Source organism: bacterium (genome assembly GCA_035307765.1).
Classification (GTDB): Bacteria; Sysuimicrobiota; Sysuimicrobiia; order Sysuimicrobiales; family Segetimicrobiaceae; genus Segetimicrobium.
This window is the reverse complement of record DATGHU010000016.1, coordinates 36,044-60,868: the sequence shown is the minus strand read 5'-3', so window position 1 is coordinate 60,868 and position 24,825 is coordinate 36,044. Positions and strand designations below refer to the sequence as shown.

31 protein-coding genes and 1 riboswitch are annotated in these 24,825 nt (G+C 68.8%); of the genes, 29 read left to right on the top strand and 2 right to left on the bottom strand.

Annotated features, from left to right (window positions below; translation table 11 throughout):
- Positions 1 to 8: 8 nt before the first annotated feature.
- The gene (locus VKV57_05715) at positions 9 to 476 is read left to right on the top strand and encodes a hypothetical protein (protein ID HLW59408.1); all 468 of its coding nucleotides are present in this window, start codon (positions 9 to 11) and stop codon (positions 474 to 476) included.
- Between the two features lie 94 nt (positions 477 to 570).
- On the opposite strand, the gene VKV57_05710 is transcribed toward VKV57_05715, so the two are convergent.
- The gene (locus VKV57_05710) at positions 571 to 1,542 is read right to left on the bottom strand and encodes an NAD-dependent epimerase/dehydratase family protein (protein HLW59407.1); all 972 of its coding nucleotides are present in this window, start codon (positions 1,540 to 1,542) and stop codon (positions 571 to 573) included.
- A 231-nt stretch (positions 1,543 to 1,773) separates the two neighbouring features.
- Between VKV57_05710 and greA the strand changes: the two genes are divergently transcribed.
- The 17 genes from greA to hslO all read left to right on the top strand — a co-directional run bounded on the left by greA (position 1,774) and on the right by hslO (position 15,684).
- On the top strand, positions 1,774 to 2,274 hold the full coding sequence (greA, locus tag VKV57_05705) for a transcription elongation factor GreA (GenBank protein ID HLW59406.1): 501 nt from the start codon (positions 1,774 to 1,776) through the stop codon (positions 2,272 to 2,274).
- Between the two features lie 13 nt (positions 2,275 to 2,287).
- A complete protein-coding gene (locus VKV57_05700) occupies positions 2,288 to 3,259 on the top strand; it encodes a GTPase (GenBank protein ID HLW59405.1) in 972 nt (323 codons plus the stop codon).
- Between the two features lie 83 nt (positions 3,260 to 3,342).
- A complete protein-coding gene (locus VKV57_05695) occupies positions 3,343 to 3,786 on the top strand; it encodes an SRPBCC family protein (protein HLW59404.1) in 444 nt (147 codons plus the stop codon).
- Between the two features lie 153 nt (positions 3,787 to 3,939).
- Positions 3,940 to 5,058 carry a DegT/DnrJ/EryC1/StrS family aminotransferase gene (locus VKV57_05690; GenBank protein HLW59403.1) on the top strand — a complete coding sequence of 373 codons (1,119 nt, stop codon included), beginning with the start codon at positions 3,940 to 3,942 and terminating at the stop codon, positions 5,056 to 5,058.
- Between the two features lie 10 nt (positions 5,059 to 5,068).
- Entirely contained in the window at positions 5,069 to 5,998 is a 930-nt protein-coding gene (locus VKV57_05685) for a Gfo/Idh/MocA family oxidoreductase (GenBank protein HLW59402.1), read from the top strand.
- 49 nt (positions 5,999 to 6,047) lie between these two features.
- The gene (locus VKV57_05680; GenBank protein HLW59401.1) at positions 6,048 to 7,076 is read left to right on the top strand and encodes an AIR synthase-related protein; all 1,029 of its coding nucleotides are present in this window, start codon (positions 6,048 to 6,050) and stop codon (positions 7,074 to 7,076) included.
- A 48-nt stretch (positions 7,077 to 7,124) separates the two neighbouring features.
- Positions 7,125 to 7,235: riboswitch (TPP riboswitch) on the top strand.
- Between the two features lie 44 nt (positions 7,236 to 7,279).
- Positions 7,280 to 8,065: an ABC transporter ATP-binding protein gene (locus VKV57_05675; protein HLW59400.1), complete on the top strand. Its 786-nt coding sequence runs from the start codon at positions 7,280 to 7,282 to the stop codon at positions 8,063 to 8,065.
- Positions 8,062 to 8,913, top strand: a complete 852-nt coding sequence (locus VKV57_05670; protein HLW59399.1) for an ABC transporter permease — start codon at positions 8,062 to 8,064, stop codon at positions 8,911 to 8,913. The genes VKV57_05675 and VKV57_05670 overlap by 4 nt, the downstream gene beginning before the upstream one ends.
- A 10-nt stretch (positions 8,914 to 8,923) precedes the next feature.
- Positions 8,924 to 9,901, top strand: a complete 978-nt coding sequence (locus VKV57_05665; protein ID HLW59398.1) for an ABC transporter substrate-binding protein — start codon at positions 8,924 to 8,926, stop codon at positions 9,899 to 9,901.
- A 31-nt stretch (positions 9,902 to 9,932) separates the two neighbouring features.
- Complete coding sequence (tenA, locus tag VKV57_05660) at positions 9,933 to 10,601, top strand: thiaminase II (GenBank protein ID HLW59397.1); 669 nt, start codon at positions 9,933 to 9,935, stop codon at positions 10,599 to 10,601.
- Positions 10,589 to 11,122 carry an energy coupling factor transporter S component ThiW gene (gene thiW, locus VKV57_05655; protein HLW59396.1) on the top strand — a complete coding sequence of 178 codons (534 nt, stop codon included), beginning with the start codon at positions 10,589 to 10,591 and terminating at the stop codon, positions 11,120 to 11,122. The genes tenA and thiW overlap by 13 nt, the downstream gene beginning before the upstream one ends.
- 77 nt (positions 11,123 to 11,199) lie before the next feature.
- The gene (locus VKV57_05650) at positions 11,200 to 11,391 is read left to right on the top strand and encodes a heavy metal-associated domain-containing protein (GenBank protein HLW59395.1); all 192 of its coding nucleotides are present in this window, start codon (positions 11,200 to 11,202) and stop codon (positions 11,389 to 11,391) included.
- Complete coding sequence (gene thiM, locus VKV57_05645; protein HLW59394.1) at positions 11,388 to 12,194, top strand: hydroxyethylthiazole kinase; 807 nt, start codon at positions 11,388 to 11,390, stop codon at positions 12,192 to 12,194. Before VKV57_05650 ends, thiM begins: the two co-directional genes overlap by 4 nt.
- Positions 12,191 to 12,826 carry a thiamine phosphate synthase gene (gene thiE, locus VKV57_05640; GenBank protein HLW59393.1) on the top strand — a complete coding sequence of 212 codons (636 nt, stop codon included), beginning with the start codon at positions 12,191 to 12,193 and terminating at the stop codon, positions 12,824 to 12,826. Before thiM ends, thiE begins: the two co-directional genes overlap by 4 nt.
- A complete protein-coding gene (gene thiL / locus VKV57_05635) occupies positions 12,807 to 13,826 on the top strand; it encodes a thiamine-phosphate kinase (protein HLW59392.1) in 1,020 nt (339 codons plus the stop codon). The genes thiE and thiL overlap by 20 nt, the downstream gene beginning before the upstream one ends.
- Positions 13,823 to 14,635 carry a bifunctional hydroxymethylpyrimidine kinase/phosphomethylpyrimidine kinase gene (gene thiD / locus VKV57_05630; protein HLW59391.1) on the top strand — a complete coding sequence of 271 codons (813 nt, stop codon included), beginning with the start codon at positions 13,823 to 13,825 and terminating at the stop codon, positions 14,633 to 14,635. Before thiL ends, thiD begins: the two co-directional genes overlap by 4 nt.
- Before the next feature lie 143 nt (positions 14,636 to 14,778).
- Complete coding sequence (gene hslO, locus VKV57_05625) at positions 14,779 to 15,684, top strand: Hsp33 family molecular chaperone HslO (protein ID HLW59390.1); 906 nt, start codon at positions 14,779 to 14,781, stop codon at positions 15,682 to 15,684.
- A 4-nt stretch (positions 15,685 to 15,688) separates the two neighbouring features.
- On the opposite strand, the gene rpmB is transcribed toward hslO, so the two are convergent.
- Positions 15,689 to 15,880: a 50S ribosomal protein L28 gene (gene rpmB / locus VKV57_05620; GenBank protein HLW59389.1), complete on the bottom strand. Its 192-nt coding sequence runs from the start codon at positions 15,878 to 15,880 to the stop codon at positions 15,689 to 15,691.
- A 209-nt stretch (positions 15,881 to 16,089) separates the two neighbouring features.
- On the opposite strand from rpmB, the gene recG reads away from it, so the two are divergent.
- The 11 genes from recG (at position 16,090) to acpP (ending at position 24,815) form a co-directional block, all read left to right on the top strand.
- Positions 16,090 to 18,216, top strand: a complete 2,127-nt coding sequence (recG, locus tag VKV57_05615) for an ATP-dependent DNA helicase RecG (protein HLW59388.1) — start codon at positions 16,090 to 16,092, stop codon at positions 18,214 to 18,216.
- A gap of 3 nt (positions 18,217 to 18,219) precedes the next feature.
- Positions 18,220 to 18,780: a 16S rRNA (guanine(966)-N(2))-methyltransferase RsmD gene (rsmD, locus tag VKV57_05610; protein ID HLW59387.1), complete on the top strand. Its 561-nt coding sequence runs from the start codon at positions 18,220 to 18,222 to the stop codon at positions 18,778 to 18,780.
- Entirely contained in the window at positions 18,777 to 19,280 is a 504-nt protein-coding gene (gene coaD / locus VKV57_05605) for a pantetheine-phosphate adenylyltransferase (GenBank protein ID HLW59386.1), read from the top strand. The genes rsmD and coaD overlap by 4 nt, the downstream gene beginning before the upstream one ends.
- Before the next feature lie 4 nt (positions 19,281 to 19,284).
- The gene (locus tag VKV57_05600; GenBank protein HLW59385.1) at positions 19,285 to 19,827 is read left to right on the top strand and encodes a hypothetical protein; all 543 of its coding nucleotides are present in this window, start codon (positions 19,285 to 19,287) and stop codon (positions 19,825 to 19,827) included.
- A gap of 97 nt (positions 19,828 to 19,924) precedes the next feature.
- Positions 19,925 to 20,473, top strand: a complete 549-nt coding sequence (locus VKV57_05595; GenBank protein HLW59384.1) for a DUF177 domain-containing protein — start codon at positions 19,925 to 19,927, stop codon at positions 20,471 to 20,473.
- A gap of 3 nt (positions 20,474 to 20,476) precedes the next feature.
- The gene (gene rpmF / locus VKV57_05590; GenBank protein ID HLW59383.1) at positions 20,477 to 20,677 is read left to right on the top strand and encodes a 50S ribosomal protein L32; all 201 of its coding nucleotides are present in this window, start codon (positions 20,477 to 20,479) and stop codon (positions 20,675 to 20,677) included.
- Positions 20,678 to 20,696: 19 nt separating this feature from the next.
- Positions 20,697 to 21,797, top strand: a complete 1,101-nt coding sequence (gene plsX, locus VKV57_05585) for a phosphate acyltransferase PlsX (GenBank protein HLW59382.1) — start codon at positions 20,697 to 20,699, stop codon at positions 21,795 to 21,797.
- A gap of 59 nt (positions 21,798 to 21,856) precedes the next feature.
- On the top strand, positions 21,857 to 22,852 hold the full coding sequence (locus VKV57_05580) for a beta-ketoacyl-ACP synthase III (protein ID HLW59381.1): 996 nt from the start codon (positions 21,857 to 21,859) through the stop codon (positions 22,850 to 22,852).
- Positions 22,822 to 23,799, top strand: a complete 978-nt coding sequence (gene fabD / locus VKV57_05575) for an ACP S-malonyltransferase (protein HLW59380.1) — start codon at positions 22,822 to 22,824, stop codon at positions 23,797 to 23,799. Before VKV57_05580 ends, fabD begins: the two co-directional genes overlap by 31 nt.
- Positions 23,796 to 24,542, top strand: a complete 747-nt coding sequence (fabG, locus tag VKV57_05570) for a 3-oxoacyl-[acyl-carrier-protein] reductase (protein HLW59379.1) — start codon at positions 23,796 to 23,798, stop codon at positions 24,540 to 24,542. Before fabD ends, fabG begins: the two co-directional genes overlap by 4 nt.
- A gap of 24 nt (positions 24,543 to 24,566) precedes the next feature.
- Positions 24,567 to 24,815 (top strand): acyl carrier protein, encoded by a 249-nt coding sequence (acpP, locus tag VKV57_05565; protein HLW59378.1) that lies wholly within the window; start codon positions 24,567 to 24,569, stop codon positions 24,813 to 24,815.
- The last annotated feature ends 10 nt before the right edge of the window (positions 24,816 to 24,825 follow it).

The window sequence follows — 24,825 nt, the reverse complement described above, 5'->3', positions numbered from 1 at the left end:
CATCCACCATGACCGACCGAGATCACCTGGGCACGCTCGCGCAGGGAGTGGAGACGCTCCTGCGCGATTTGGAGCACCGCCTCCTCGACGCGATCCAACGCGGCGCCCGGGGCACCGCGGACACCGACGGGGTGCTCGGCGAGCTCGACCGGGTCGTCCCGGAAATCCGCCGCGCGTATGTCCCGCTGCATGAAGGCCTGGAGCGCCGGGATCTGGGCTTTGAGCTCGCCTCCAGGCTCCAGGCGATCCGCGACCGCTGCCTGTGGCTCTACCGCAAGTCCAGGCTCGAACAGTGTTTCTTCACGAAGCTGCGATTGGAGCGGGGGCTCCGAGACGCCATTTACACGCAGATCGTCGAAACCAACCAGGAGATCTCGAGCATCGAAGACACGGAACGCGAACTCCGAGGTTGTCCGGACGACACGCTGGCCGGGGAACTCCTCCAGGCGACCGAGACGATCCGCACCCCGGAATAAAGTGGAGGTGGAGTGCACCTCCCCGCCGGCCCCCGCGGTCCGGAGGGATCGGGCTTTGGCCCCTCCGCGTGCAGACGCAGCCGCCTTGGGCCGCTTACTCTCCGAGGTCGATCGTGGACGCCCACGACCGGTGTTCTTCGTACCAGGCCGCGGTGGCCCCCACGCCGTCTTCCAGCGAGGTCTTCGGCGCCCACTGCAGGAGGCGGCGGGCCTTGGTGATATCGGCCCAGGTGGCGCGCACATCCGCGGGGTGCGAGGGACGGCGGTCGATGCGGGCGGTGCGTCCCAGCCGCTGCTCCAGGATCCTGATGAACTGACCCATCGTGACCGGACGGTCGCTCCCCAGGTTGATCACCTCATACCCGAGGGGTTTGAGCGCGAGGAGGGTCCCGTGGGCGATGTCATCCACGTAGGTGAAGTCTCGTTCCTGGGAGCCGTCCCCGTACAGCGTGATCGGATCACCCTCGGCGATCCAGCGGATGAAGCGAAACGGGCTCATGTCCGGCCTCCCCGCCGGGCCGTACACCGTGAAGTATCGGAGCACGGTGATGTCGAGCCCGTGCAGCGCGTGGTAGGTATAGCAGAGGGTCTCGGCTGATTTCTTGGAAGCGGCATACGGCGAAACGGGGCGGTCCGTGGGCTGGTCTTCCCGAAAGGGCCGCTGTCCATCACCGTATAGGCTGGAGGTCGACGCCAGGACAAACTTGACCACGCCGTGCTCCCGGCATCCTTCAAGAAGGTTCAGCGTTCCGGTGATGTTGGTCTCGAAGTACGCCCAGGGATCCACGAGGCTCCGGCGCACCCCGGCCCGAGCCGCCAGGTTGATCACCGTATCGAACGGGTGCTGCGAGAACAGCTCCTGGACCGCCGTCCGATCCACCACGTCCGCCCGCACGAAGGCGAACCCGGCTCCTCCGACGAGGCGGGAGAGGCGCCATTCTTTCAATCGAACGTCGTAGGCGGTGTTGAGGTTGTCGACCCCGATCACCTCGTGGCCCTCCCGCAGGCAGACCTCGCTGACCTTCGACCCGATGAAGCCGGCGCAGCCGGTCACGAGGATCTTCATGAACGAGTCACGCGGGCGGGACGCATTTCCCCCCATAGTTAAGCCACGCCCCGCGATCCTCCTGTTCGCTCTGCACGAACCTGCGGACCAGGCGTCCTAGGGCCGAGCGCTTCCCCAACCCCGCCGGCTCTGGTAGAATACCCTCGGAGACGCTCTATGAACCCACGCCGCCCACGCCGCAGCGATCCGACCGGGACCGTACGGCCCATGGGGAAGGCCAACGGAGACGACGTGCCCGACACAACACGAGACGGACAATCGCATCAGCCCACGTTCCTCACCCGGGAAGGCCGAGATCAGCTGGAAGGGGAGCTCAAGCATCTTCGCAGCGAACGGCGGCGCGAGGTGGCCCTGCGGATCAAGCGCGCGGCCGAGCTCGGCGATCGCTCCGAGAACTCCGAATATGAAGACGCGAAGAACGAACAGGCCTTCATCGAAGGCCGCATCCAGGAACTCGACCTGCTCCTCCGTGACGTCCAGATGATCGACGAACCGGGGAAGGGGCAGTCGGACGTAGTGGCGATGGGCTGCACCGTTCACGTCACCGACACGGCTACGGGAGAGGACGTGGCCTACACCATCGTCGGACCGGTGGAGGTCGATCTGGCGCAGGGCCGGATCAGCCATCTGTCCCCTGTCGGTGCTGCCTTGCTCGGCCGCTCCGTAGGCGAAACGGTGCGCGTGGTCGCCCCGGCCGGCACGCTGAAGCTCCGGGTGACCCGCATCCAGTAATCCCGGGTCCGCTGTGCCCGCCAACCTCACCCCGCAGTACCTCGAGGCCGAACGCCGCTTCCGCCAGGCGACCACTCCAGAGGACCAGCTCGTTGCGCTGAACGAGATGATGGCCACGATCCCCAAGCACAAGGGGACCGAGCACATGCGGGCCGACATCCGGCGCCGGATGGCCAAGCTGCGGACCGAAGCGGCCCGCAAGCCGGCGGGGGGGCGGGGATCCACCTGGCAGCACGTACCCCGGGAGGGAGCCGGGCAGGTCGTCTTGGTGGGCGCCCCCAACGTCGGAAAATCCCGCCTCCTCGCTGCGCTCAGCAACGCCGCCCCGGCCGTTGCCCCCTATCCGTTTACGACCCGCATTCCCCTCCCCGGAATGGTCGCATTTGAAAACATCCAGATTCAGCTGGTGGACCTCCCCCCGATCGCCGAAGAAACCGCGGAGCCGTGGCTGTTCGCGCTCATCCGGCAGGCGGACGGGGCCCTGCTGGTGGCGGACCTAGCGAGCGATGATCTGCTGTCCTCGATGGAGACGACGCTGGCGCTGCTCGATCGGTCCGGCGTCCGCCTCGGGCGGGGGGGGGATCCCTCCGGGGGCGTGCCGACGATCTTGATCGCCGCGAAGTCAGACGCACCCGAGGCGAGCGAGCGGCTGGAGATCCTCCGCGAGCTCTACCCCCGCCGGTGGCCGATCCAGGTGGTCTCCGCTGAAACCGAAACGGGCGTGGACACGTTGCGCGGCGCGATGTTCGGCCTCCTCAACGTGATCCGCATCTACACCAAGGCTCCCGGGTATCGCGCGGACCGCTCCGCGCCCTTCGTGATGAAGCGCGGCACGACCGTGCAGGATGCCGCGGCGATCGTGCATAAGGACTTTGCCGATCGGATGAAATACGCACGCATCTGGGGCGCGCATACCTTCGACGGGCAGATGGTGCAACGGGAACACGTCCTGGAAGACGGTGACGTGCTGGAATTGCACGCGTAACCCGACCGCTCCTCGGGGTATCGGCGCAGACCGCCGTCGCCGTGGACGCAACCCACCCGAAATCAAAAGAGGAGGGGATGCGCTTGGCGCGTGTTGAGGGAGCGGTGCTGATCCATGCGCCGCTCGACGCCGTGTACGACCTGGCAAAGCGGGTCGAGGATTTCCCGCAGTTCATGCCCGATCTGGAGCGGATCACGGTGTTGGAGCGGCGGGACGGCGTCCCCACGCTGACGGAGTGGGTAGGAGTTGTGGAGGGACACCGGGTCCACTGGGTGGAGGAGGACGTGTGGGACAACGCCGAGCACCGCTGCCGGTTCCGCCAACGCGAAGGGGACTTCGACCGCTACGAGGGGACGTGGACGTTCGCGCCGGAACCCGAAGGAACGCGCACGACGATCGTGGTGGATTTCGAGTTCGACATCCCGTTGATCGGGGGACTCCTCAGCACGCTGTTGCGGGTCAAGATGAAGGAGAATCTCGAACGGATGCTGGACGCGCTGCGGCGTCAACTCGAATCGCCGCCGTGACCCCGCGTTCGGTGCGACGTCGTCACGATTCGCTCGACGGCGCGCGCGACGCCAACCCGTGTCCCCACCGAGCAGAGCAGGAAATCCCTCCGGGGTGCAGAAATCTCGGAGGAATCGCGCAGCGGGGAGGTAGAGATCAACCGGGCCACGGACGTGCAGATAACGTCGCAACCGACGATCCCAATCGCCGCTCCCATGCTCACCGACGAGGACAAGCGCCGGGTCCTGGACGTGTTGCAGTCGGGACAGCTCGTCGCAGGTCGATGGGTCCGCCAGTTTGAAGTGGCGTTCACCGCATACCTCGGAGTCGCCCACGGCGCCGCCACCTCATCGGGATCCACCGCCCTCGAGGTGGCGCTCGAGGCCGCGGGGGTTCCGTCGGGGGCGCGGGTGATCACGACGCCATTCTCCTTTGTCGCCACGACCAACGCGATTCTTCGGCGAGGCGCGATCCCGGTGTTCGCCGATATCGATCCCCAGAGCTACAACCTCAACCCCGGCGCGGTCGCCGATGTCATCGCTCGGACCCCGGATGTCTGGGGGCTGCTCCCGGTTCATCTCTACGGACTGCCGAGCCCGATGGACGCGCTATTGGAACTGGCCCGTCGCCACCACCTCGTCGTGATCGAGGATGCCGCCCAGGCGCATGGCGCCACGATCCGCGGCCGCAAGGTCGGCACGCTGGGGGACGCGGGAACGTTCAGCTTCTACCCGTCAAAGAACCTCACGACCGGCGAGGGCGGGATGGTGGTCACCGGCGACCCCGGGGTAGCCGCGCGTGCCCACATGCTGACCAACGTCGGGCAATCGGCGCAGTACGTCTACGAGATGGTGGCCTCAAACGCCCGCATGACGGAGATGGCGGCGGCGATCGGGATCGGTCAGCTTGCCACGCTCGACGAACGCAATCTCCGGCGCAGGCACAACGCGGCCCGCCTCACCGCGGAGCTGCGGAACCTCGAGTGGCTGGGGCTCCCCGTGGAGCCCGAAGGCAGCACGCACGTGTACCACCAATACACGTTGCGGGCACCGCGACATCGAGACCGGTTGGCGCAGCACCTCACGGCGTGCGGCATCAGCACCCGGGTCTACTATCCGACCCCCATCCACCGGAGCCCGCTCTACCAGCGGTTAGGCTACGGGGACGCTCGTTGTCCGGAGGCCGAGCGGGCTGCCGGAGAGGTCCTCAGCATCCCGGTGCACCCCGCGCTCGGGGAGGAGGAGCTCCACCGGATCGTTCAGGCGATCCGCCGCTTCGATCCCCGGCACTAAGGAGATGTCCATGACTAGGCTGGTCCGCGTCGGCGTTGTCGGATTGGGGCAATGGGGCCAGCACCACGTACGTGTCTATCACCATCTTCCCGATGTCACGCTCGCCGGAGTCGTCGATACCATCCCCGCGGAGGCTGCCGCCTTCGCGAAGCGGTACCAAACGACCGGCCACCAAGATTATCGCATGCTGTTCGGCAAGGTCGACGCGGTGAGCCTTGCCGTTCCCACCGCCTTCCACTACGAGATCGCGCGCGACTTCCTCCGGCACGGCGTCCACGTCCTGGTTGAAAAGCCCATCACCACCACGGTCGAGCAGGCGGTCGAACTGATCGACCTGTCGCACCGAGCCGGGGTGACCCTGCTCGTCGGGCACGTGGAACGGTTCAAGCCAGCCGTCCACGCCCTCAAAGATCTGGTCAGCGAGCCGCTGTTCGTGCAGGTCCGGCGGGTGCGCCCCTGGGACCCCTCCAGGATCATGGACGTGGGCGTCGTGCTGGATTTGATGATCCACGACCTGGACATCATCCTGAACCTGATGCGCTCCCCCGTCACCCGCGTGAGCGCGATCGGGGCGGCCATCCACGGCGAGGACGAGGACCTGGCCGTCGCCCACCTGGCGCTGGAGAACGGGTGCCTGGCGAGCTTCGTCGCCAGCCGGGTCTCCCCGGTGAAGGCTGCCGAACTCGAGATCACGCTCCCCGACGGGCTGATCCATCTCAACTACCTCCGACAACAGATCACGGTCCGTCGACACGGGACCCAACGGCGGACCGTGGTGAAGGGGGAGGAGCCGTTGCGCGCGGAGTTGACGCACTTCGTCAGCTGCGTTCGCGGCGAGACGACCCCCCTCGTGCCCGGGGAGGACGGGGTCCGGGCATTGGAAGTCGCCCAAACGATCTTGAAGAAGATGACCGTGATCTCGTCTCGGGTGGCCGTCTAGTCGCGTCGGGGCTCCGGCGGAAGTCACGCTGGCGTAGAGGGCAGCGACGGTGGGTCTTCCGATCGGGAAGGTGGCCCCCAACCTCCTCGCTTCGATCGTCTACCAACACCTCGGGACGCGACGTGCCGATGTGCTCGTCCATTCCCAGATGGGCGAAGATTGCACGGTGATCGACTTCGGTGACGAGGTCGCCGTCCTAACCACCGATCCCATCACCGGGGCCGGGCCCGATCTGGGGTGGTACGCGGCCTTCATCGCGACGAACGACCTCGCGGCAACGGGGGCGGAGCCGGTGGCCCTGTTGCTCACGCTCCTCCTCGCTCCCGGTGATGCCGCCTCCGACCTCGCCCGGGTGATGCAAGACGCATCGGCCGCCGCCCGCCAGTTGGGGGTGGAAATCGCAGGCGGCCACAGCGAGGTGACCCCGGGGATCGAGCGGACGATCGTGGTGGTCACCGCCGTGGGACGGGCGCGGAAGGATCAGGTCCTCAGAAGCGGCGGAGGCATACCGGGGGACGCGCTACTCCTCACGAAAGGGGCGGGAATCGAGGGAACCGCGATTCTCGCCGGGATACTGGAACATCGCCTGGTTCCCCCGCTCGGGATCGCGCTGGTGGAGCGGGCGAAAGCCTTCCGGGGACGGATCAGCGTCCTCCCGGAGGCGCGGGCGGCGGCGCGGGGGGGAGCCCATGCCATGCACGACGTCACCGAAGGCGGCGTCCTCGGCGCGGCCTACGAAATGGCCGAGGCCGGGGGGATCGGCGTCCACATCGACGCCGCCCGCGTTCCGGTGCTCCCCGAAACCGCAGCCATCTGCGCGCAGTTGGGCGCGGACCCGCTCCGATTGGTGGGGAGCGGGGGGCTCCTCGTCGCCACCCCGGATCCGGCGCGCACCGTGATGGCGATCTCGGACGCCGGGGTCAGGGCCGTCGAGATCGGCCGGTTCCTGCCCCGCGATCGGGTGGTGCGGCGCCGGGACGTCGACCTGGCCCTCGAGCCTCCTGCGGGGGACGAACTGTGGCGGGTGTTGCGTGCCGACGCCGGGGACGCCTCGTCACCCGGGTCGTCCGGGTCGTGAACGCCGTGGCCCGATCGACCGCCATGTGTTATACTAGGTCTAGATCACCCATAGTCATGGGGGAGCTTGGGGGACCAGGCTGAGAGGACGGCTACCCTGCCGTCGACCCCGGAACCTGATCTGGGTAATGCCAGCGGAGGGAGACTCGATGCGCCGCCCCGGTTCCGGGGTGGCGCGTTTTGCTTGGAGGGGCGGTGCGCGGGATGACGCCGAAACTCGAGATCCGAAACCTCTCCAAACGGTTTCCCCTGACCGGGGCGGGACGCGGCTCCGGCGGATGGCTCGACGTCCTGAGCAATATCACGCTCTACGTCGGGTCCCGAGAGTTCACCGCCTTGCTCGGCCCCAGCGGATGTGGGAAGAGCACCCTCTGCAACATCGTGGCGGGGCTTATCCCTCCGGACAGCGGGGAGGTCCGCCTCGACGGCCGCCCGCTCGCCGGCGACCGGGGTCGTGTCGCCTACATGCAGCAAAAGGACCTCCTGCTCCCCTGGCGCCGGGTGATCGACAACGCCGTTCTCGGCTTGGAGGTCCAGGGGACCCCGCGGGCGGCCGCACGGGACGACGCCCGCGATCTGCTCCGCCGCTTTGGCTTGGAGCGGTTTGAGCACGCCTATCCCAGCCTCCTCTCGGGGGGGATGCGCCAGCGGGTTGCGCTCGTCCGCACCCTGCTCTGCCGAAAGGACCTGCTGGTGCTGGACGAACCCCTCGGCGCGCTGGACGCCATGACCCGATCGGCGATGCACGGGCATCTGCGGCGGCTGGTCGAGGAATTCGGCCGGACCATCTTATTCATCACCCACGACGTTGAAGAAGCGGTTCTCCTCGCCGATCGCATCTACGTCCTCAGCGCACGGCCGGGGCGGGTGCGCGGGGAGGTGGGGATCCGCCTGCCCAGGCCGCGGCGTGCCACCGACGATCAGGTGGTGAGGGAGAAAGCGGGCCTGCTGGCGCTCCTCGAAGAGGACCTGCCGGAGGTGGTACGATGAGGACCACTCCGCTCTCCGAGGGGTCGATCGAGGTCCGGGAAGATCGTACCGCGGGGGGCGGCATGGGATGGGCGTCGGTCAGGCGGGCCATCGACCGCGCTGGACCCCCCACCGTGTTGCTCATGACCTTCGTCGCCGCCTGGGAGTGGGGCGTCCGGACGTTCGGGGTTCCGTTCTACATCCTGCCCGCGCCGTCGCGGATCGCCCGTCTGCTCGTTGCGGACGGTGGACTGCTGCTCGGAGAGGCCGCGGTGACCCTGGAGGAGATTCTCCTCGGCTTTGCGATCGCCGCGGTCGTGGGAACCGCCCTGGCGCTCCTGATCTTTTCCTCCCGCTTGGTCGAACGCGGGGTCTACCCGCTCATCATCGCCAGCCAGACGATCCCGGTGTTCGCGATCGCCCCCCTGCTCATCGTGTGGCTGGGATACGGGATGCTCTCCAAAGTCGCGATGACGGCCTTGATCGTCTTCTTCCCGATTGTGGTGAACACGGTCGACGGCCTGCGCGCGGCCGATCCCGACGCCGTCAACCTCCTCCGCATCCTCGGCGCCACCCCCGCGCAGGTGCTGTTTAAGATCCGCGCCCCGGCCGCCCTCCCATTCGTCTTCTCGGGGATTCGAATCGCGGTCGCGACGAGCGTGATCGGCGCCGTGATCGGGGAATGGGTCGGCGCGACGCAGGGGTTGGGATTCCTCATGATCCACGCAAACGCCCAACTCCAAATCGATTTGGTGTTCGCGGCCATCGTGTATCTGAGCGTGATGGCCATCGGGCTGTTCCTGGCCGTCTCGGGCGTCGAACGGCTCGTGCTTCCATGGCGCCGGGTGGAAGACCCGGAGCGCACCTGAGGAGGGGATGATGCCAAGGAAAGGGTGGGGAGCGGCGTTCATCACGCTGGCGATGGTCGTCGGGACCGCGGCCGCCGCAGGGGGGATGCCAGCGCCGACCCCGATCACGTTTATGCTGGACTGGTTTCCGAACCCCGACCATGTGCCGCTGTACGCGGCGCAAGCGGAAGGGTATTTCGCGCAGGAGGGCCTGCGGGTAGCGATGCAGGTCCCCGCCAACCCGGACGACCCGCTGAAGTTGACCGCCGCCGGCCGCGTCGATGTGGCGGTCAACTACGAGCCCAATCTGATCCTGGCCCGCGCCCAAACGCTCCCCATCCGGAGCATCGGGCTCCTGATCGGTCACCCGCTGAACACCGTCATGTTCCTCAAGCGGACGGGCATACGCTCGCCAAAGGACCTGGTGGGCAAACGCGTCGGCTTTTCGGTCACCGGTCTGGAAGACGCGTTCATCGACCAGATCATGCACAGCGATGGGGCGGCGGAATCCAATGTCAAGATGGTCAACGTTTCGTTCGATCTCGTTCCCGCGCTCCTCACCCACAAGGTCGACGCGGTGGTGGGAGCGTACCGCAACGTCGAGCGTGTGCAGATCGAGCTCCAGGGTCAGGCGGTGGGAATGTTTGAACTGGAGAAGTACGGCGTCCCCAGCTTCTACGAGTTGGTGCTGATCACGAGCGACCAGCGACTGGCCCAGCGCCGGCCGGCGCTGGAGCAGTTCGTTCGCGCGGTATCTCGAGGAATCGCGTTCACGCTGGCATCCCCCGACGCGGCGTTCGCGGACTACGTCCACGCCAACATCCGCGGGAACCCCAAGATCAACGACGAGTTCAATCGCCGATCGTTTCGCGCGACGCTGCCGTACTACGCGCGGTCCCAGGTTCAGGCGGGCGCCCGGTGGGACGACTTCGACCGGTGGCTGGCGGCACACAAGGTCATCTCGTCAGCCGTGCCCGTCGACCAGCTCTACACCAACCTGGCCCGATGACGATCGGGGCGCGGGATCCGGCGGCGGCCGGATGAGCCTCTTCGCGCAGCTGCAGGACGCCGCGGCGCCGCTGCGCGCGCGCGTCCTCTCACACCCGTTCGTCCGGGGGCTGAGCGACGGCACCCTGCCGGAGGACCGGTTTCAGTTCTACCTGCGGCAGGATTACGTGTTTCTGATCCACTACTGCCGCGTGCTGGCCCTGGCCGCGGCCCGGGCGCCGGATCTCGGCGTGGCCGCACGGCTCGCCGACCTGCTCGTGCAGACCCTGAATACGGAGATGGACCTGCACCGCCAGTGTGCCTGGAAGGCCGGAATCGCCCCCGAGGCGCTGGACGACACCGAACCCGCTCCGACCACCGTCGCCTACACCAACCATCTACGGGTGGCGGCCGAGACCGGAGATCTGGCGGCGATCTTGGCGGCGATCCTCCCGTGCGCGCACGGCTACTGGGAGATCGCGACCGCCCTGCGAGCGCGCGACGGCTGGGACCGCCACCCCCTCTACGCCGACTGGATCCGCCTCTATACCACGGAGGAGTACGGGGCATTCGCCGCGTGGGCCGCGGAACTCCTGGACCGGATGGCACCGGATCCACCGGCCGACCGGGTGGCGGCGCTGCGGGAGATATATCTTCAGAGCCAGCGATATGAGTATCTGTTCTGGGAGATGTCGGATCGGATGGAGGGATGGCCGATATGATGGGAGGAGTTCGGGATCGGGACCGTGATCAGCACTTGAGGCGGCTCGTCCTTGCCGCGATGTTCGCCGGACTGGCGACGCTTCTCGGGTCGCTCAGCATCCCGGTGGGCCCCACGCGGGTGGCGCCGTTCCAGCACACCATCAACGCCATCGCCGGGATCCTCGTCGGCCCGTGGTACGCGGCGGCCGCGGCGCTGGTCACGGCCTTCCTCCGCCACAGCCTGGGGTGGGGATCGCTCTTCGCGTTCCCCGGCAGCCCCTTCGGCGCCCTGGTCGTCGGGTACGCGTACCGCCTGATGCGTTCGGACGCCGCCGCCCTCTGCGAGCCGATCGGGACGGGGCCCATCGGCGCGACCCTGGCGGCGTGGTTCTTCCAGCCGTTGGTCGGATCCCACCACACCCTCTGGTGGTTTCAGATCGCGTTTCTCTCCAGCAGCATCCCGGGCGCGATCCTCGGCTTTGTGCTCATCCGGGCGCTTCGCCGCGTCCCGGCCGTCAACGGATGGGCCGTCCAGTCGTGACCGGGGCAGGCGGCGGCGTCGAGGCGACCGTGATCCGCGCGGACCGCATCCTCTGCCGCCTCTGAGCACGGCGCGTGGTGGGGGCTCTGGAGGAGCTCCCCGGAGTGGTCGGCGCGGACGTGAACCTGGCGACCAAGAACGTGCAGATCACCTACCGGCGGGGGACCGTGACCGTCGAGGCGATGCAGCGGGCCGTGGAGCGGGTGGATCTTCGCCTCCGCTTCCGCCACTGGCTCCACCGCTGGGTGGCCGGAGGCGGCCCGCGGTGACCCGCTCCGTCGGCGACATCGCCGGACTGATGACCCGTGTCCGCAGCACTCGGCCCCTCGTGCACCACATCACCAACATCGTCACGATCAACGACGTGGCGAACGTCACCGCGGCCATCGGCGCCGCCCCGGTGATGGCGCGGGCGCCGGAAGAAGTGGAGGAGATCGCCGGCCAGGCGAGCGCCCTCGTCCTCAACACCGGGACCCTGACCCGCGACATCACCGACCTGATGGTGCGAGCGGGCCGGCGGGCCAATCACCGCGGCGTGCCGGTCATCCTGGACCCGGTGGGGGCGGGTGGGACGGCGTTCCGGTCGGCGGAGATCCGGCGCCTGCTGGCCGAGATCCGGTGTGCGTGCATCCGGGGCAACGCCGGAGAAATCGCCGCGCTTGCGGGACTGGCCGGACACGTGCGAGGGGTGGATGCCGCGGGGACGATCGAGGACATCGACGCGTTGAGCCGGCGGCTGGCCGCATCGACCGGAGCCACGGTCGCGGCCACCGGGGTCGAGGATCTGCTGACCAACGGCACCAGGACCGTCCGCATCGCCAACGGACATCCCTGGCTGGCGCGAATCTCGGGGAGCGGTTGCATGGCGACGGCCTGCATCGGCGCGGTCGCCGCCATCGAACCCGACCCTCTCGCGGCGGCGACCGCCGGGCTGGTCTGGTTCGAGGTCGCCGCCGAGTGCGCGGCGGGGCGGAGCGGCGGGCCTGGCACGTTTCGCGCGGCGCTTCTGGATGCCCTGAACGACCTGGACGGGGCCACGGCCGTGCGGCGCGCCCGGACCCGGCTCGGATGATGCGGGACTGGCGGGTGTACGTGATCGCCGATGCGCTCAGGAGCCGGGGACGATCGCCCCGAGAGATCGCCGAGGCGGCGATCCGTGGTGGGGCGACTACCGTGCAGCTGCGAATGAAGGACGCCCCGGCCCGCCAAATCGTGGAAGCGGGCCGGGAAATCCTCCCCCTGTGCCGCGCGGCCGGGGTCGCGTTCGTCGTCAACGATCGGGCCGACGTCGCGATGATCGTCGGGGCTGACGGGGTCCACGTCGGCCAGGACGACCTGCCGACCCGGGAGGTGCGGGCAATGCTGGGACCCGAGGCGGTGATCGGGGTCTCGGCCGCCACGGCGGAGGAGGCCGTGGCGGCCGAACGGGCGGGAGCGGATTACCTTGGGGTCGGGGCGATCTACGCCACGGCCACCAAGGCGGACGCCGGCGAGCCGATCGGCCTCGACCGCCTGCGCGAACTCCGCGGGGTGGTTCGGCTGCCGCTGATCGGCATCGGGGGAATCACGGCGGATAACGCGGCGGCGGTGATCCGCGCCGGGGCGCGGGGAGTGGCGGTCATCACCGCGGTGACCATGGCGGAGGACGTCGCGGCCGCGGTGCGCCGGATTCGGAGGGAGGTCGATGCCGCACTCACCGGATAACACCATCGCGTCGGTGGGGGAGTTCGCCCTGATCGACCGGCTGCGGCAGCTCGTCCCCACCGCCGGGCCCGGGGTGACCATCGGGATCGGCGACGACGCCGCAGTCCTGCAGTTCTCGCATCCCGTCGTGGCAACATGCGACAGTCAGGTTGAGGGGGTCCATTTCACCTGGGCACTGTGCCGGCCCGGGGACGTCGGCTGGCGCGCGCTGGCCGTGAACCTGAGCGATGTGGCGGCGATGGGGGGGACCCCGCGCCACGCGCTCATCTCGCTGGTGCTGCCGCGGGATACCCTCCTCGACATGGTGGAGGAGCTGTACCGGGGGATCGCCGCCGCCGCCCTGGCGCACGCCGTCTCCATCGTCGGCGGAAATGTGTCCGGCGCCGATGGCCCGCTCGTGGTCGACATCACGCTGCTCGGCGAGACACCCCGGCCCGTCACCCGCTCGGGCGCGAGACCGGGGGACGGAGTGTGGGTGACCGGGTCTCTCGGGAAAGCGGCGGCCGGCCGATTCCTCCTCGAGCATCCCGAGATCCAGGCTCCCGGGAGGGCGGTGCTGGAACAGGCATACCGCCGGCCGAGTCCGCGGGTGGACGCCGGCAGGGTCTTGAGCGCGCTCGGGCCGAGGGCGATGATCGACACGAGTGATGGAACGGCCAGCGACCTGTTGCACCTCGTCGATGCCTCCGGAGTCGGCGTGCGCCTCGATGAGGACCGGCTGCCGGTTCCTGACGGACTCGGGCCGGTCGCGCACGCGGCGGGGATCGACCCGCGCGCGTGGGCGCTGCGGGGGGGCGAGGACTATGAGCTCCTGTTTGCCGCGGAGCCGGGGTTCGACGCCGAGGCCCCCGGGGTCGCCCGGCGCATCGGCGTAAACCTCACCCGCATCGCGGAGATCCTTCCGGCATCCGCCGGGCGGTGGATTCACGGATCCGGGGTCCCGCGTCCCTTGACCGCGGAGGGGTGGGATCATTTTCCGGCAGGGGGGGGACGGCGATGATCCCGAGAGCGCTGTCCATTGCGGGGTCTGACTCCGGCGGCGGCGCGGGGATCCAGGCCGACCTTAAGACGTTCTCCGCGCTCGGCGTCTTCGGCATGACGGCCATCACGGCACTGACCGCACAAAATACCACCGGCGTCCGGGCGATCGTCGAGATGACGCCGGAGTTTGTTCGCCAGCAGATCGATGCCGTCATCGGGGATATCGGGGTCGATGCGGCAAAGACCGGGATGTTGTCGAATACGCCGATCATCGAGGCGGTCGCCGACGAGCTCCGCAGTCGCCGGATCGCCGCGCTGGTGGTCGACCCCGTCATGATCTCGAAGAGTGGGGCGCCGCTGCTGCGGCCGGAGGCGTGCGACGCCCTCCGCCGGGTCCTGCTGCCGATCGCCCTGGTCGTCACCCCAAATCTGCACGAGGCGGGTGCGCTGCTCAACCGATCGGTGCGGACCCTCGAGGAGATGGAGGCGGCGGCGCGGGAGCTGCACGCCCTCGGCCCGCGCTTCGTCGTCGTCAAAGGGGGCCACCTCGAGGGCGCCGCCGTCGACGTGGTCTTCGACGGCCGGCGCAGCGAGCGCCTGGCCACGCCTCGGATCGCCACCACGCACACCCACGGCACCGGGTGCGTGTTCTCCGCGGCGATCACGGCCGGATTGGCGCGCGGCCTGCCGGCCGCCGCGGCGATCCGAAATGCCAAGCGCTTCATCACCCGGGCCATCGAAGCGGCGCTGCCGATCGGGGCAGGACACGGCCCCGCCAACCCGATGCACGCTGTGACACCGGAGATCGACGTCGACCGGGAGGGCTAGGTCCGCCCCCGATTCGACACGACGGACGGGCCGAGGCGTCGCGCCCGCCCGCGGGTGCGCGGGGGAATGCCCGGCGCTCCGCCCAACGTTTACTCACGTGATCGCCGGGGAAGCGTTCCGGCGCGATGACGGAGGGGAGAGGCGTGCAGATACGGGACGCCGTCCTCAGGGCCACTGCCGCGGACGGGACGATTCGGGCCATCGCCGTGGTCTCTACACAGACCGTTGAAGATGCGCGCATCCGCCACGCCACATCGGCCACCGCGACCGCGGCCCTGGGGCGGAGCCTGACGGCGGCGGCACTGTTGGGGGCCGGGCTCAAGGCCGGGCAATCGGTCCTCCTGCGGGTGCTGGGAGACGGACCGATTGGCGGCGTCATCGCCCAAGCCGACGCGGAAGGCCACGTTCGCGGCTACGCCGTCCACCCCCTGGCCGATCTGCCGGAGACAAACGCCCGCAAGCTCGACGTCGGCGGGCTCGTCGGCCGGCAAGGGCTGCTCCACGTCACGCGGGATCTCGGGCTTCGGGTCTCGTACCACGGGTCTGCACCGCTGGTGTCCGGGGAAATTGCGGAGGATCTCGCCTCGTACTTTGTCGTTTCCGAGCAGATCCCGTCGATGGTCTCGCTCGGGGTACTGGTGGGTCCAGGTCTCCGGGTGCTGGCCTCGGGGGGGTTGTGTGTGCAGATCCTGCCGGGGGCGCCCCCCGGGGTGGTGGAGGACCTGGAAACCCGCTCGCGACAGCTTCCGCCGATCACGCAGATGATGCGAGCCGGGCACACGCCTGAGCAGATCCTGTCCACTTCGCTCGGCGATCTGCACCCGCACATCGGAGCGGCCACCCCGCTGGCGTTCCAGTGCCAGTGCAGCCGCGAGCGCGTGGAGGGCATGCTCCGCCTGCTGGGGGTCGACGAACTGGAAACCATCCTCATGCAGGAGGGACGCGCCGAGGTGACCTGTCGATTCTGCGGTGACCGCTACGTTCTGGAGGAACCCGAGCTCCGGGGCCTGATTGCCAGACTGCGGGGAGAAGGGCCGCCCGTGATGTGAGCGATCAGGCCACCCGGACCACTTTCTTCCCCTTGAGACACGCGGTGCAGACCATGGCCCGTCGTCGCACGCCGTCGATCACGGCGCGCACGCTCTGCAGGTTGGGGGCAAACCTCCGCTTCGTCTTGTGGTGCGAGTGACTCACCCTGTAGCCGGTGCGCGGCTCCTTCCCGCACACCGCGCATCGCCGTGCCATCGCGGTCTCCCTTCGCCGGTCGAACTCTCTCCGCAGTCTACCACACGCCTTGGGGAGGGACAACGCCCGGGGCGTAGAATTGCCCGCGTGGCAGGCGATCGCCGCCTGGCCCGCTCCGGGCAACGGACAGCGCGACAGAGGAGGCGGGCGGCATGGTGAGTTCGCGCAGAGCACGGCCGGCGCCCCCTCCCGTGTGCTCCCCGCAGGAGATGACGGCGAGCCCTTTCCCCCCCACCGCCGTCGACCTGGGAACCCCGGTGCGCTACCTGCGGGGCGTGGGGCCGGGCCGCGCTCAAATGCTCGCGCGGTTAGGGATCGCCACCGCGGGGGATCTGCTCTACACGCTCCCGCGGCGGCTCGAGGATCGCAGTCACCTCCGCGCCATCTACGACCTCCGGCACGGCGCCGTGGAAACCGTTCAAGGCACGATCGGCCAAATCCGCCAGTTCCGGCCGCGGCGACGGCGCCTCACGATCACCAAAGCCGCGATCGTCGATACCTCCGGCGTCCTCCATGCCGTTTGGTACAACCAGCCGTACCTCGCGCGCCAGCTGCTGCGGGGGCGCAGGATCGTCCTGCACGGACGGGTACAGCGGCAGGGCGGGGAGGTGCAGATGGCGGCCCCGGAGTTCGAGCTCCTGGAGGATGGTGAGGAGACGCTGCACGTGGGGCGGATCGTCCCCGTCTATCGCGGCACCGAGGGGTTGAGCCAGCGGATCCTGCGGACGATCGTGCTCCACGCGATCGAGGACACCGCCCCGCGGATCACGGAATGGCTGCCGGACGATCTTCGGCGTCGCCACCGCCTTCCCGCGCTCGCCGACGCGCTGCGGCAGGCGCACTTTCCGGACACCCAGGACACGCAGGCCGCGGCGCACCGGCGGCTGGTGTACGAGGAACTGCTGCTCCTCGAACTACTGCTGCTCCGCCAGAAGGCCGCCGCGGCGGCCGAGCGGCGGAGCGTCGAGTACGGGGACGCCTCCGAGCTCATCACCCGGTTCCACGCCGGCTTGCCGTTCTCGCTCACCCGGGCCCAGCGCCAGGTGATCGACGAGATCAGCGCAGACCTCCACCGGTCCCACCCGATGAACCGGCTGCTCCAAGGCGATGTCGGCTCGGGGAAGACCCTGATCGCCGCGACCGCGCTGCTGCGCTGTGTGGGAGGGGGGGCGCAGGGGGCGTTGATGGCTCCAACGGAGATCTTGGCCGGGCAGCACTACCTGACCCTCCACACCCTACTTGAGCCCCTCGGGATCACAACCGTCCTGCTGGTGGGCGGCCTGGGGCGCGCGGCCCGCCTGGAGGCGTTCCAGGCGACGCGGGAGGGACGTGCCGACATCATCATCGGCACCCACGCCCTGATCGAGGAGGAAGTGGAATTTCATCGGTTGGGGTTGGTCGTCGTCGACGAGCAGCATCGGTTCGGGGTCACCCAGCGGGCGGCGCTGAGCAAGAAAGGCGACCATCCGGACGTGCTCGTGATGACGGCGACGCCGATCCCGCGCACCCTCGCCCTCACCCTCTACGGCGACCTGGACGTCTCGACGCTCGATGAGCTCCCGCCGGGGCGGTCGCCGATCAAGACCTACACCCGCCCCACCTCGAGTCGGCCGCGGGTGTACGAGTTCGTCCGCTCGCAGGTCGAGGCGGGGCGGCAAGCTTACATCGTTTGCCCGTTGATCGAAGAATCCGACAAGCTGCAGGCCGAGGCCGCCACGGCGCTCGCATCCCGCCTGCAACAGGAGGTGTTCCGCGGCCTTCGAGTTGGCGTGCTGCACGGGCGGATGAAGATTGAAGTGCGCGATGCGACCATGCGCGCGATGCGGGATGGCGAGATCGCCGTCCTCGTCGCCACCACCGTGATCGAGGTTGGGATCGACATCCCGAACGCCACGGTGATGGTGATCGAGGACGCCGACCGCTTCGGGCTTTCCCAACTTCACCAGCTCCGCGGGCGCGTCGGACGGGGAACCCACGAATCGGTCTGCGTCCTCGTCGCCGATGTCGCCGCCGACGACGCGATCGCCGCGTCGCGTCTCGCCGCGATGGTGGAGACGGGGGATGGGTTCCGCATCGCCCAGCGGGACCTTGAGCTCAGAGGGGCCGGCGAACTCCTCGGCGACCGCCGGCAGACCATGCTCCGACAACACGGCGTCACCGAGCTCCGGGTCGCCGATCTCGTTCGGGACCACGATTGGCTCGAGCGCGCCCGCCGAGATGCGGAGATCTTGCTCCGGAGCGACCCCGCGCTCGGGGAACCGGCGCACCGCCCCCTGGCGGAAGCACTCCAGCAACGGTTCGGCGGCGCCCGCGTCGAGAACGTGCGGGTCGGCTGACGGGTGCGCAGCGGCGGCGGCAGGGCCCGCGGCACCCGGGCGCACGTCAAGAGCGGGCACGGCGTCCGCCCGACATCCAGCAAGGTCACGGGCGCGCTCTTCAATTCGCTCGCCCCGCGCCTCGCCGGCGCCCGCGTGCTCGATCTCTTCGCAGGGACCGGACGGGTTGGGATTGAAGCGCTGAGACGGGGGGCGAGCCTGGTCGTTTTCGTCGAACGCGATCCGCGCAACGCCGCCTTGATCCGGGAGTCCCTGGCGGCGGTCCCCCACGCCGAAGTTCGCAGGGCCAACGTGCTGACCGAGGTGCAGGCGCTCGACACGCAGGAGCGGCAGTTCGACCTGATCTTCCTGGACCCGCCGTATGGGCTCGGGCTGCAGGCGAAGACGTTGAGACGCATCGCCGCCGGGGCGGTGCTGGCGGATGACGGCCTGGCAATCGCCGAAGGCCACTGGCGGGATGATCCGGGCGAGATCGCGGGGCTCACCCGCCTCCGGGCGGTCCGGTACGGAGAAACCGCGCTTTGGACGTACGCGCGGGGTGGGAAGAGGGAGGAAGGGCCTTGAGGGAGAACAGGCTCGCCATTGCCTTGTATCCCGGCAGCTTCGACCCGGTGCACAACGGGCACCTGGACATCATCGAGCGGGCCCGCAGAATGTTTCGCCGCGTGGTCGTGGGCGTCGCGACCAACATAGAGAAAGACCCGATGTTTAGCGTCGCCGACCGCGTGGCGATGCTCCGCGCCGCGGCGGAGCAGACCGACGTCGAGGTCATGCAGTTCCAAGGGCTGACCGTCGAGTTCGCGGAGCGGCTGGGAGCGACGGTGATCGTCAAGGGACTGCGGGCAATGATGGACTTCGAGTACGAACTGAAGATGGCGGCGATGAACAAACGACTGAGACCCGAAATCGAAACCGTCTTTATGATGACCGCTCCGGAATTCGCATACCTGAGTTCGACGCTGATCCGGGAGGTGGCGCGGTTCGGCGGATCGGTCTCCGGTCTCATTCCCCAGAATGTGGAGAAACGGCTCGGTCAGAAGTTGAGGTCACAACGCAAGAGGTGACGAGATGGCAACGGCAGGTCGATCCTCGATCCCCGCATCCATCCCAGATTGCCTGGAGCGCCTCGATGCGCTCCTGGCCGCGGGACCGCCGCGGTTTTCCCCGGGCCGCCGCGCCGCATGGGACGAAGAAGTTCAGCAGTTGATGCAACGCCTCCGTGAGGCGCTGTCCACCGATGCCAAGCGAGCGGCGGCGGTGGGGGCAGAAGCGGAGACGGTGCTGCGGCGCGCGCAGGACGAAGCACGGCGCATCGTCCTCGAAGCCGAGGATCACGCGCGCCGGGCGATCGAGGACGGGACGCTTGCCCGGGCCGCCGAGCAACAACTCCAGCAAATTCGGGAACAGGCGGTGCGAGACGCGGAGGAGACCCGACGCGGCGCCGACCTCTATGCGCTGACCGTCCTGGAGCGCCTGGAGCGCGAGGTGGCACGGATCCTCGCGACGGTGCAGCGCGGCAAGGCGGTCCTCGCGGAGCGGACCGGGGCTAGGAGCGGGGGGCAAGCGCAGACCTCGTCGCGGGTCGACAACGGCAAAGTTACCGTCTCTTGACAACGCCGAACCGGCGTCCGTATAATCAGACGGTGTGCCCGGCGGTTACCCCCCCTCGCGGGATAGGCCGTCCGGGCACACGTCGTGAGGTGGCGATGTGCGGGTTAACATCGGCGAACTGCTGGCTGATCGGGGCGCCGTTCGGACGTTGGCGTACTCCGAGCCGTGCGAGCCGCCTGCCGAGGACGCGGTGCTCCTGCGGCCCGTCGAAGGGGCGCTCACGGTCGCCAGCACCGGGCGGACGGTGTGCCTCTCGGGAAGGGTGCGAACGGCACTGAGTCTCGTGTGCGGAGCGTGCCTGGTCCGATTCGAGCAGCCGCTCGAGTTCTCCATCGCCGAAGAGTTCGGCCGTCCGGCGACCGCCACCGCAGCGGTGGAGGCGGAGTTGGGTCCGGACGACTTTGTGACTCCGGTCGGACCCGATGATACGATTGACGTGACCGAGGTCGTCCGGCAGCACCTCATTCTGGCCCTCCCCCTCGCGCCGAGGTGCCGGGAGGGGTGCCGGGGATTGTGTCCGACCTGCGGCGCGGACTTGAACGCCGGCGCGTGCGGCTGTGCGGAGGATCCCGTTGATCCGCGACTTCAGGTGTTGCGGCAGTGGGCGACCGTGCATAAGGGCGGGGCGACGACGGAGAAGGAGTGACGGATGGGACTGACAAAACGGCGATTCAGCAAGGCGCGCACGGCGAGCCGGCGCGCGCACTTTAAGGTACAGCCGGTGACGCTGGTGGAGTGTCCTCAGTGCCATGCCCGGATGGCGCCCCACCGGGTCTGTCCAGCGTGCGGATATTACGCGGGAAAGCAAGTGATTGAGGTCAAGCCCGCCGAGGAGAAAACCGGCGGGTAGGGAGCGGACCGAGACGCCGATGGAGGGAGCGAGGCTGCGAGTCGCGATCGACGCGATGGGCGGCGACTACGCCCCTCGGGAGGTCGTCGGGGGGGCGGTCCTCGCCGCCCGGGAGTTGGGCGTCGAGGTCATCCTGGTGGGCCCGACAAGCCGGGTCAGCGAGGAGCTCGCATCGGTCAACCCGGAATCGGGGCTGCCGATTCGGGTGCTGGACGCCCCCGAGGTCATTGGCATGGCGGAGGCGCCGGCGATGGCGCTCCGGCGGAAGCGCCAGGCGTCGATCCTCGTCGCGGCGGAGGCACTCCGGCGTGGCGAGGCCGATGCGGTGGTCAGCGCCGGGAACACCGGCGCGGCGATGGCCGCGGCGCTCCTCACCCTCGGCCGCATTGAGGGGATCGACCGCCCGGCGATCGCCGCGGTGTTGCCCACCTTACGGGGCCGCGCCATCATGGTCGATGTTGGGGCGAATGTAGACTGCCGCCCCAAGCACCTCCTCCAATTTGCGATCATGGGCAGCGTCTATGCGAACCGGGTGCTCGGAATCGCAGAGCCGCGCCTGGCGCTCATGAGCAACGGCGCCGAGGACACCAAAGGGAACGAGGCGGTGATCCAGGCGGCGGATCTGCTGCGCCACTCCGGCGTCAACTTCATCGGCAACGTTGAAGGCCGGGACTTCTTCAGCGGAGCGGCCGATGTGGCTGTCTGCGACGGTTTCGTCGGCAACCTCCTCTTGAAGTTCGGCGAAGGCCTGGCGGTGGGGATCTTCACGCTCCTCCGCGAGGAGCTGAGCCGGGGGATCCTCGTCCGGCTGGGCGTGCTCCTGGCGACCCCGCGCCTGCGGGCCCTGGCCCGGCGGATGGATTACACGGAATACGGAGGCGCGCCGCTGCTTGGGGTGAACGGGATCTGCATCATCACCCACGGCAGCTCCAAGGCCAAGGCGATTCGAAATTCGATCGCGCTCGCCGCGGACTCCGTCCACTCCCGCATGGTGGAAGCCATCCGCGCCGACATCGCTCGGCTCTCGCACCTGTCGCCCGGACCCGCCCCCACCACCCCGAGGGATAGAGAACCGGAAGGACAGCTTCCGCTCCCCCAGCGGTCGCGTGCCGACGCGTGACAACACGCCGCGCAATCATCGCTGAGGATCGCGCACACGACCGATCAAGGGAGCGCGCCGTGTACACGGGATCCACGATCGTCGGACTGGGTCGCTACCTTCCCGAACGGATCTTGACCAACGACGAGCTGGCGAAAACGGTCGAGACCACCGACGAGTGGATCCGGTCGCGCACCGGCGTGTCCGAGCGCAGGATCGCCGCGGAGACGGAGGCCACCTCCGATCTCGCCTACGGCGCGGCGCGCGAGGCGCTCGACCAGGCCGGCCTGAAAGCGACGGACGTCGACTACATCGTCGTGGGGACCACGACCCCCGACACGATGTTCCCCAGCGTCGCCTGTCTGCTGCAGAAACGACTGGGAGCCCGTACCGTTGGGTGTCTCGATGTGTCGGCGGCCTGCTCGAGCTTTGTCTACGGACTGAGCGTCGGGCACGGCGCCATCGCCTCGGGCCAGGCGGAGACCGTCCTGGTCGTGGGCGCAGAGACCCTCTCCCGGATCACCAACTGGCGGGACCGCGCCACGTGCGTGCTCTTCGGCGACTGCGCCGGCGCGGCGGTGTTGCGCCCGGCCCGGCCGGGACAGGGATTCCTCTCCTTCTGCTTGGGAGGGGACGGGTCCGGCGGGGGAGCGCTCTACCTGTCGGCCGGCGGCAGCCGTCGACCGGCGTCGTTCGACACGGTCGAGCGGGGGGAGCACTTCATCGCCATGAATGGCCCCGAGGTGTACCAGTTCGCGGTGCGGGCGCTGCCGCAGGCGGCGGCGGAGGCCCTACGGCGGGCCGAACTCGAACCGACCGATGTCGATTTCGTGATCCCGCATCAAGCCAACATCCGGATCATTGAATCCGCGGCCCGCCGCCTCCGCGTGCCGCTCGAGAAGTTTTTCGTCAACGTTCAGCGGTATGGGAATACCTCGGCCGCGTCCGTGCCGGTTGCGCTCTACGAAGCGGTCCAAGCCGGACAGGTCCAAGAGGGGCGGCTCGGGGTCCTCGTCACGTTCGGTGGTGGATTCACCTGGGGCGCGTGCACGATCCGCTGGGGGGGCGCCCGCTGAGCCCGACGGCGCCGGCCGGGTTCGCCGCGGTGTTCCCGGGGCAGGGAGCACAGTACGTGGGCATGGGGCGAGATCTCGCCGAGCAATTTCCCCAGGCCCGCGCGGTGTACGAGCGGGCGAGCGCGGCGATCGGCTTCGACGTTCTGCGCCTCTGCACCGAAGGCCCGGAGGAGGCGCTCCGCGCCACCGCGAATACGCAGCCCGCGATTCTGGTCACGAGCCTCGCCTGCCTGGCCACGTTTCCCGCCGCCCCGGAGATCGCCGCCGGATTGAGCCTGGGTGAGTACACGGCGCTGGTGTGTGCCGGCGCGCTTCGGCTCGAGGACGCGGTCAGGTTGGTCCGACTCAGGGGCATCTACATGGAGGAGGCGACCGGCGGGCAGGACACGATGATGGTCGCGGTGATGGGTCTTACCGCGGACCAGGCGCGGGCCCTGTGCGCGGCGCACGCCCACCTCGGGGTGGTGGAGGTGGCCAACTTCAACAGCCCCGGCCAGATCGTCATCGGCGGAGAGGCCCGTGCCGTCAGGGAGGCCGCGGCCGCGGCCAAGGCCAGCGGGGCCCGGCGCACCATCCAGCTCGCAGTCAGCGCGCCGTTTCACACGAGCCTGATGCGGCCGGCCGCCGAGCGGCTCGCCGCCGACCTCGAGCGGACGCCCTTCCGCGCCGCGAATATCCCCGTGGTGGCGAACGTGTCGGCGACCCCGATCCGGGAAGTCGACGACATTCGTCGGGCGCTGCTCGCGCAGGTGACGTCTCCCGTGCTCTGGGAACAGTCGGTCCGGTCGATTTGGGAGACGGGGGTGCGGCAGTTTGTGGAGATCGGCCCAGGTACGACGCTCTGCGGCATGATCCGCAAGACGGTGGCGGCGGCTCCCTATCACATCGAGGACCCCGCCTCCCGCAATGACGCGACGGTCGCCCTTGCCGGGCTCCAGGTCCGATGAGCCTGCCGGAATACGTTGCGCTCGTCACCGGAGCGTCCGGCGGGATCGGATCGGCGGTGGCCGTTCGGCTCGCCCGGGAAGGGGCGGGGATCGTGGTGCACTACGGCCACAACAGTGAGGGCGCCGAGCGTACCCGCCGCCTGGTCGAGGAGGCGGGAAGCAGTGCTACGATCCTTCAGGCGGAGATCACCTCGGCGGAGGCCTGCCGGCGGCTGGTCGAAGGGGCGGGGGAATGGCGGGGACGGTTGGATGTCCTTGTCAACAACGCCGGCCTGACGCGCGACGGGCTCCTCGTGCGCATGCGGGACGAGGACTGGCACGAGATCCTGGCGGTCAACCTGCACTCGACGTTCTACTGCACACGCGCGGCGCTGCGCGATATGCTGCGCCAGCGCCGCGGGCGGATCGTCAATATCAGCTCGATCGTGGCAGAGGTCGGAAACCCGGGGCAGGCGAACTACATCGCGGCCAAGGCCGCGGTGATCGGGTTTACCAAGGCCGTGGCCAAGGAGGTGGCCGGTCGCGGGATCACGGCCAATGTCGTCTCCCCGGGGTACATTGAGGCCGGGTTGACGGCGACGCTCCGGGAGGACCAGCGTTCCCGGTTCGTCGATCATATTCCGATGGGCCGCACCGGGCGACCGGAAGAAGTGGCCGCGGCGGTGGCGTTCTTCGTCTCGGAGGAAGCCAGCTATATCACGGGGCAGGTCCTGAATGTCGACGGCGGGCTGGTGATGCGGTAGGACGATCCAGGGGGTGATCGTGGCATGGCACCGGTATTCGATCGCGTGAAGGCAAAAGTGGTAGAACAGCTCGGCGTGGAGGCGAATGAGGTCACGCCGCAGTCGAAGTTCGTCGAGGATCTCGGAGCCGACTCGCTCGACGTGGTGGAGCTGGTCATGGCGCTGGAGGACGAGTTTGATTTGGAGATCCCCGACGAAGAGGCGGAGAAGATCTTGACCGTCGGTGAGGCAGCAAAGTATATCGAGAGCCACGTCGAAGCGCCGACGGAATAGCTCCCGCACG

Coding starts and splice junctions, on each gene's coding strand:
- thiW (HLW59396.1), top strand. CDS start 10,589: ATGGCCGATATGATGGGAGGAGTTCGGGATCGGGACCGTGATCAGCAC.
- VKV57_05710 (HLW59407.1), bottom strand. CDS start 1,542: ATGAAGATCCTCGTGACCGGCTGCGCCGGCTTCATCGGGTCGAAGGTC.
- VKV57_05685 (HLW59402.1), top strand. CDS start 5,069: ATGACTAGGCTGGTCCGCGTCGGCGTTGTCGGATTGGGGCAATGGGGC.
- VKV57_05675 (HLW59400.1), top strand. CDS start 7,280: ATGACGCCGAAACTCGAGATCCGAAACCTCTCCAAACGGTTTCCCCTG.
- VKV57_05600 (HLW59385.1), top strand. CDS start 19,285: ATGGCAACGGCAGGTCGATCCTCGATCCCCGCATCCATCCCAGATTGC.
- recG (HLW59388.1), top strand. CDS start 16,090: ATGACGGCGAGCCCTTTCCCCCCCACCGCCGTCGACCTGGGAACCCCG.
- rpmF (HLW59383.1), top strand. CDS start 20,477: ATGGGACTGACAAAACGGCGATTCAGCAAGGCGCGCACGGCGAGCCGG.
- tenA (HLW59397.1), top strand. CDS start 9,933: ATGAGCCTCTTCGCGCAGCTGCAGGACGCCGCGGCGCCGCTGCGCGCG.
- plsX (HLW59382.1), top strand. CDS start 20,697: ATGGAGGGAGCGAGGCTGCGAGTCGCGATCGACGCGATGGGCGGCGAC.
- VKV57_05665 (HLW59398.1), top strand. CDS start 8,924: ATGCCAAGGAAAGGGTGGGGAGCGGCGTTCATCACGCTGGCGATGGTC.
- thiD (HLW59391.1), top strand. CDS start 13,823: ATGATCCCGAGAGCGCTGTCCATTGCGGGGTCTGACTCCGGCGGCGGC.
- rpmB (HLW59389.1), bottom strand. CDS start 15,880: ATGGCACGGCGATGCGCGGTGTGCGGGAAGGAGCCGCGCACCGGCTAC.
- fabG (HLW59379.1), top strand. CDS start 23,796: ATGAGCCTGCCGGAATACGTTGCGCTCGTCACCGGAGCGTCCGGCGGG.
- thiL (HLW59392.1), top strand. CDS start 12,807: ATGCCGCACTCACCGGATAACACCATCGCGTCGGTGGGGGAGTTCGCC.
- VKV57_05715 (HLW59408.1), top strand. CDS start 9: ATGACCGACCGAGATCACCTGGGCACGCTCGCGCAGGGAGTGGAGACG.
- thiE (HLW59393.1), top strand. CDS start 12,191: ATGATGCGGGACTGGCGGGTGTACGTGATCGCCGATGCGCTCAGGAGC.
- acpP (HLW59378.1), top strand. CDS start 24,567: ATGGCACCGGTATTCGATCGCGTGAAGGCAAAAGTGGTAGAACAGCTC.
- VKV57_05670 (HLW59399.1), top strand. CDS start 8,062: ATGAGGACCACTCCGCTCTCCGAGGGGTCGATCGAGGTCCGGGAAGAT.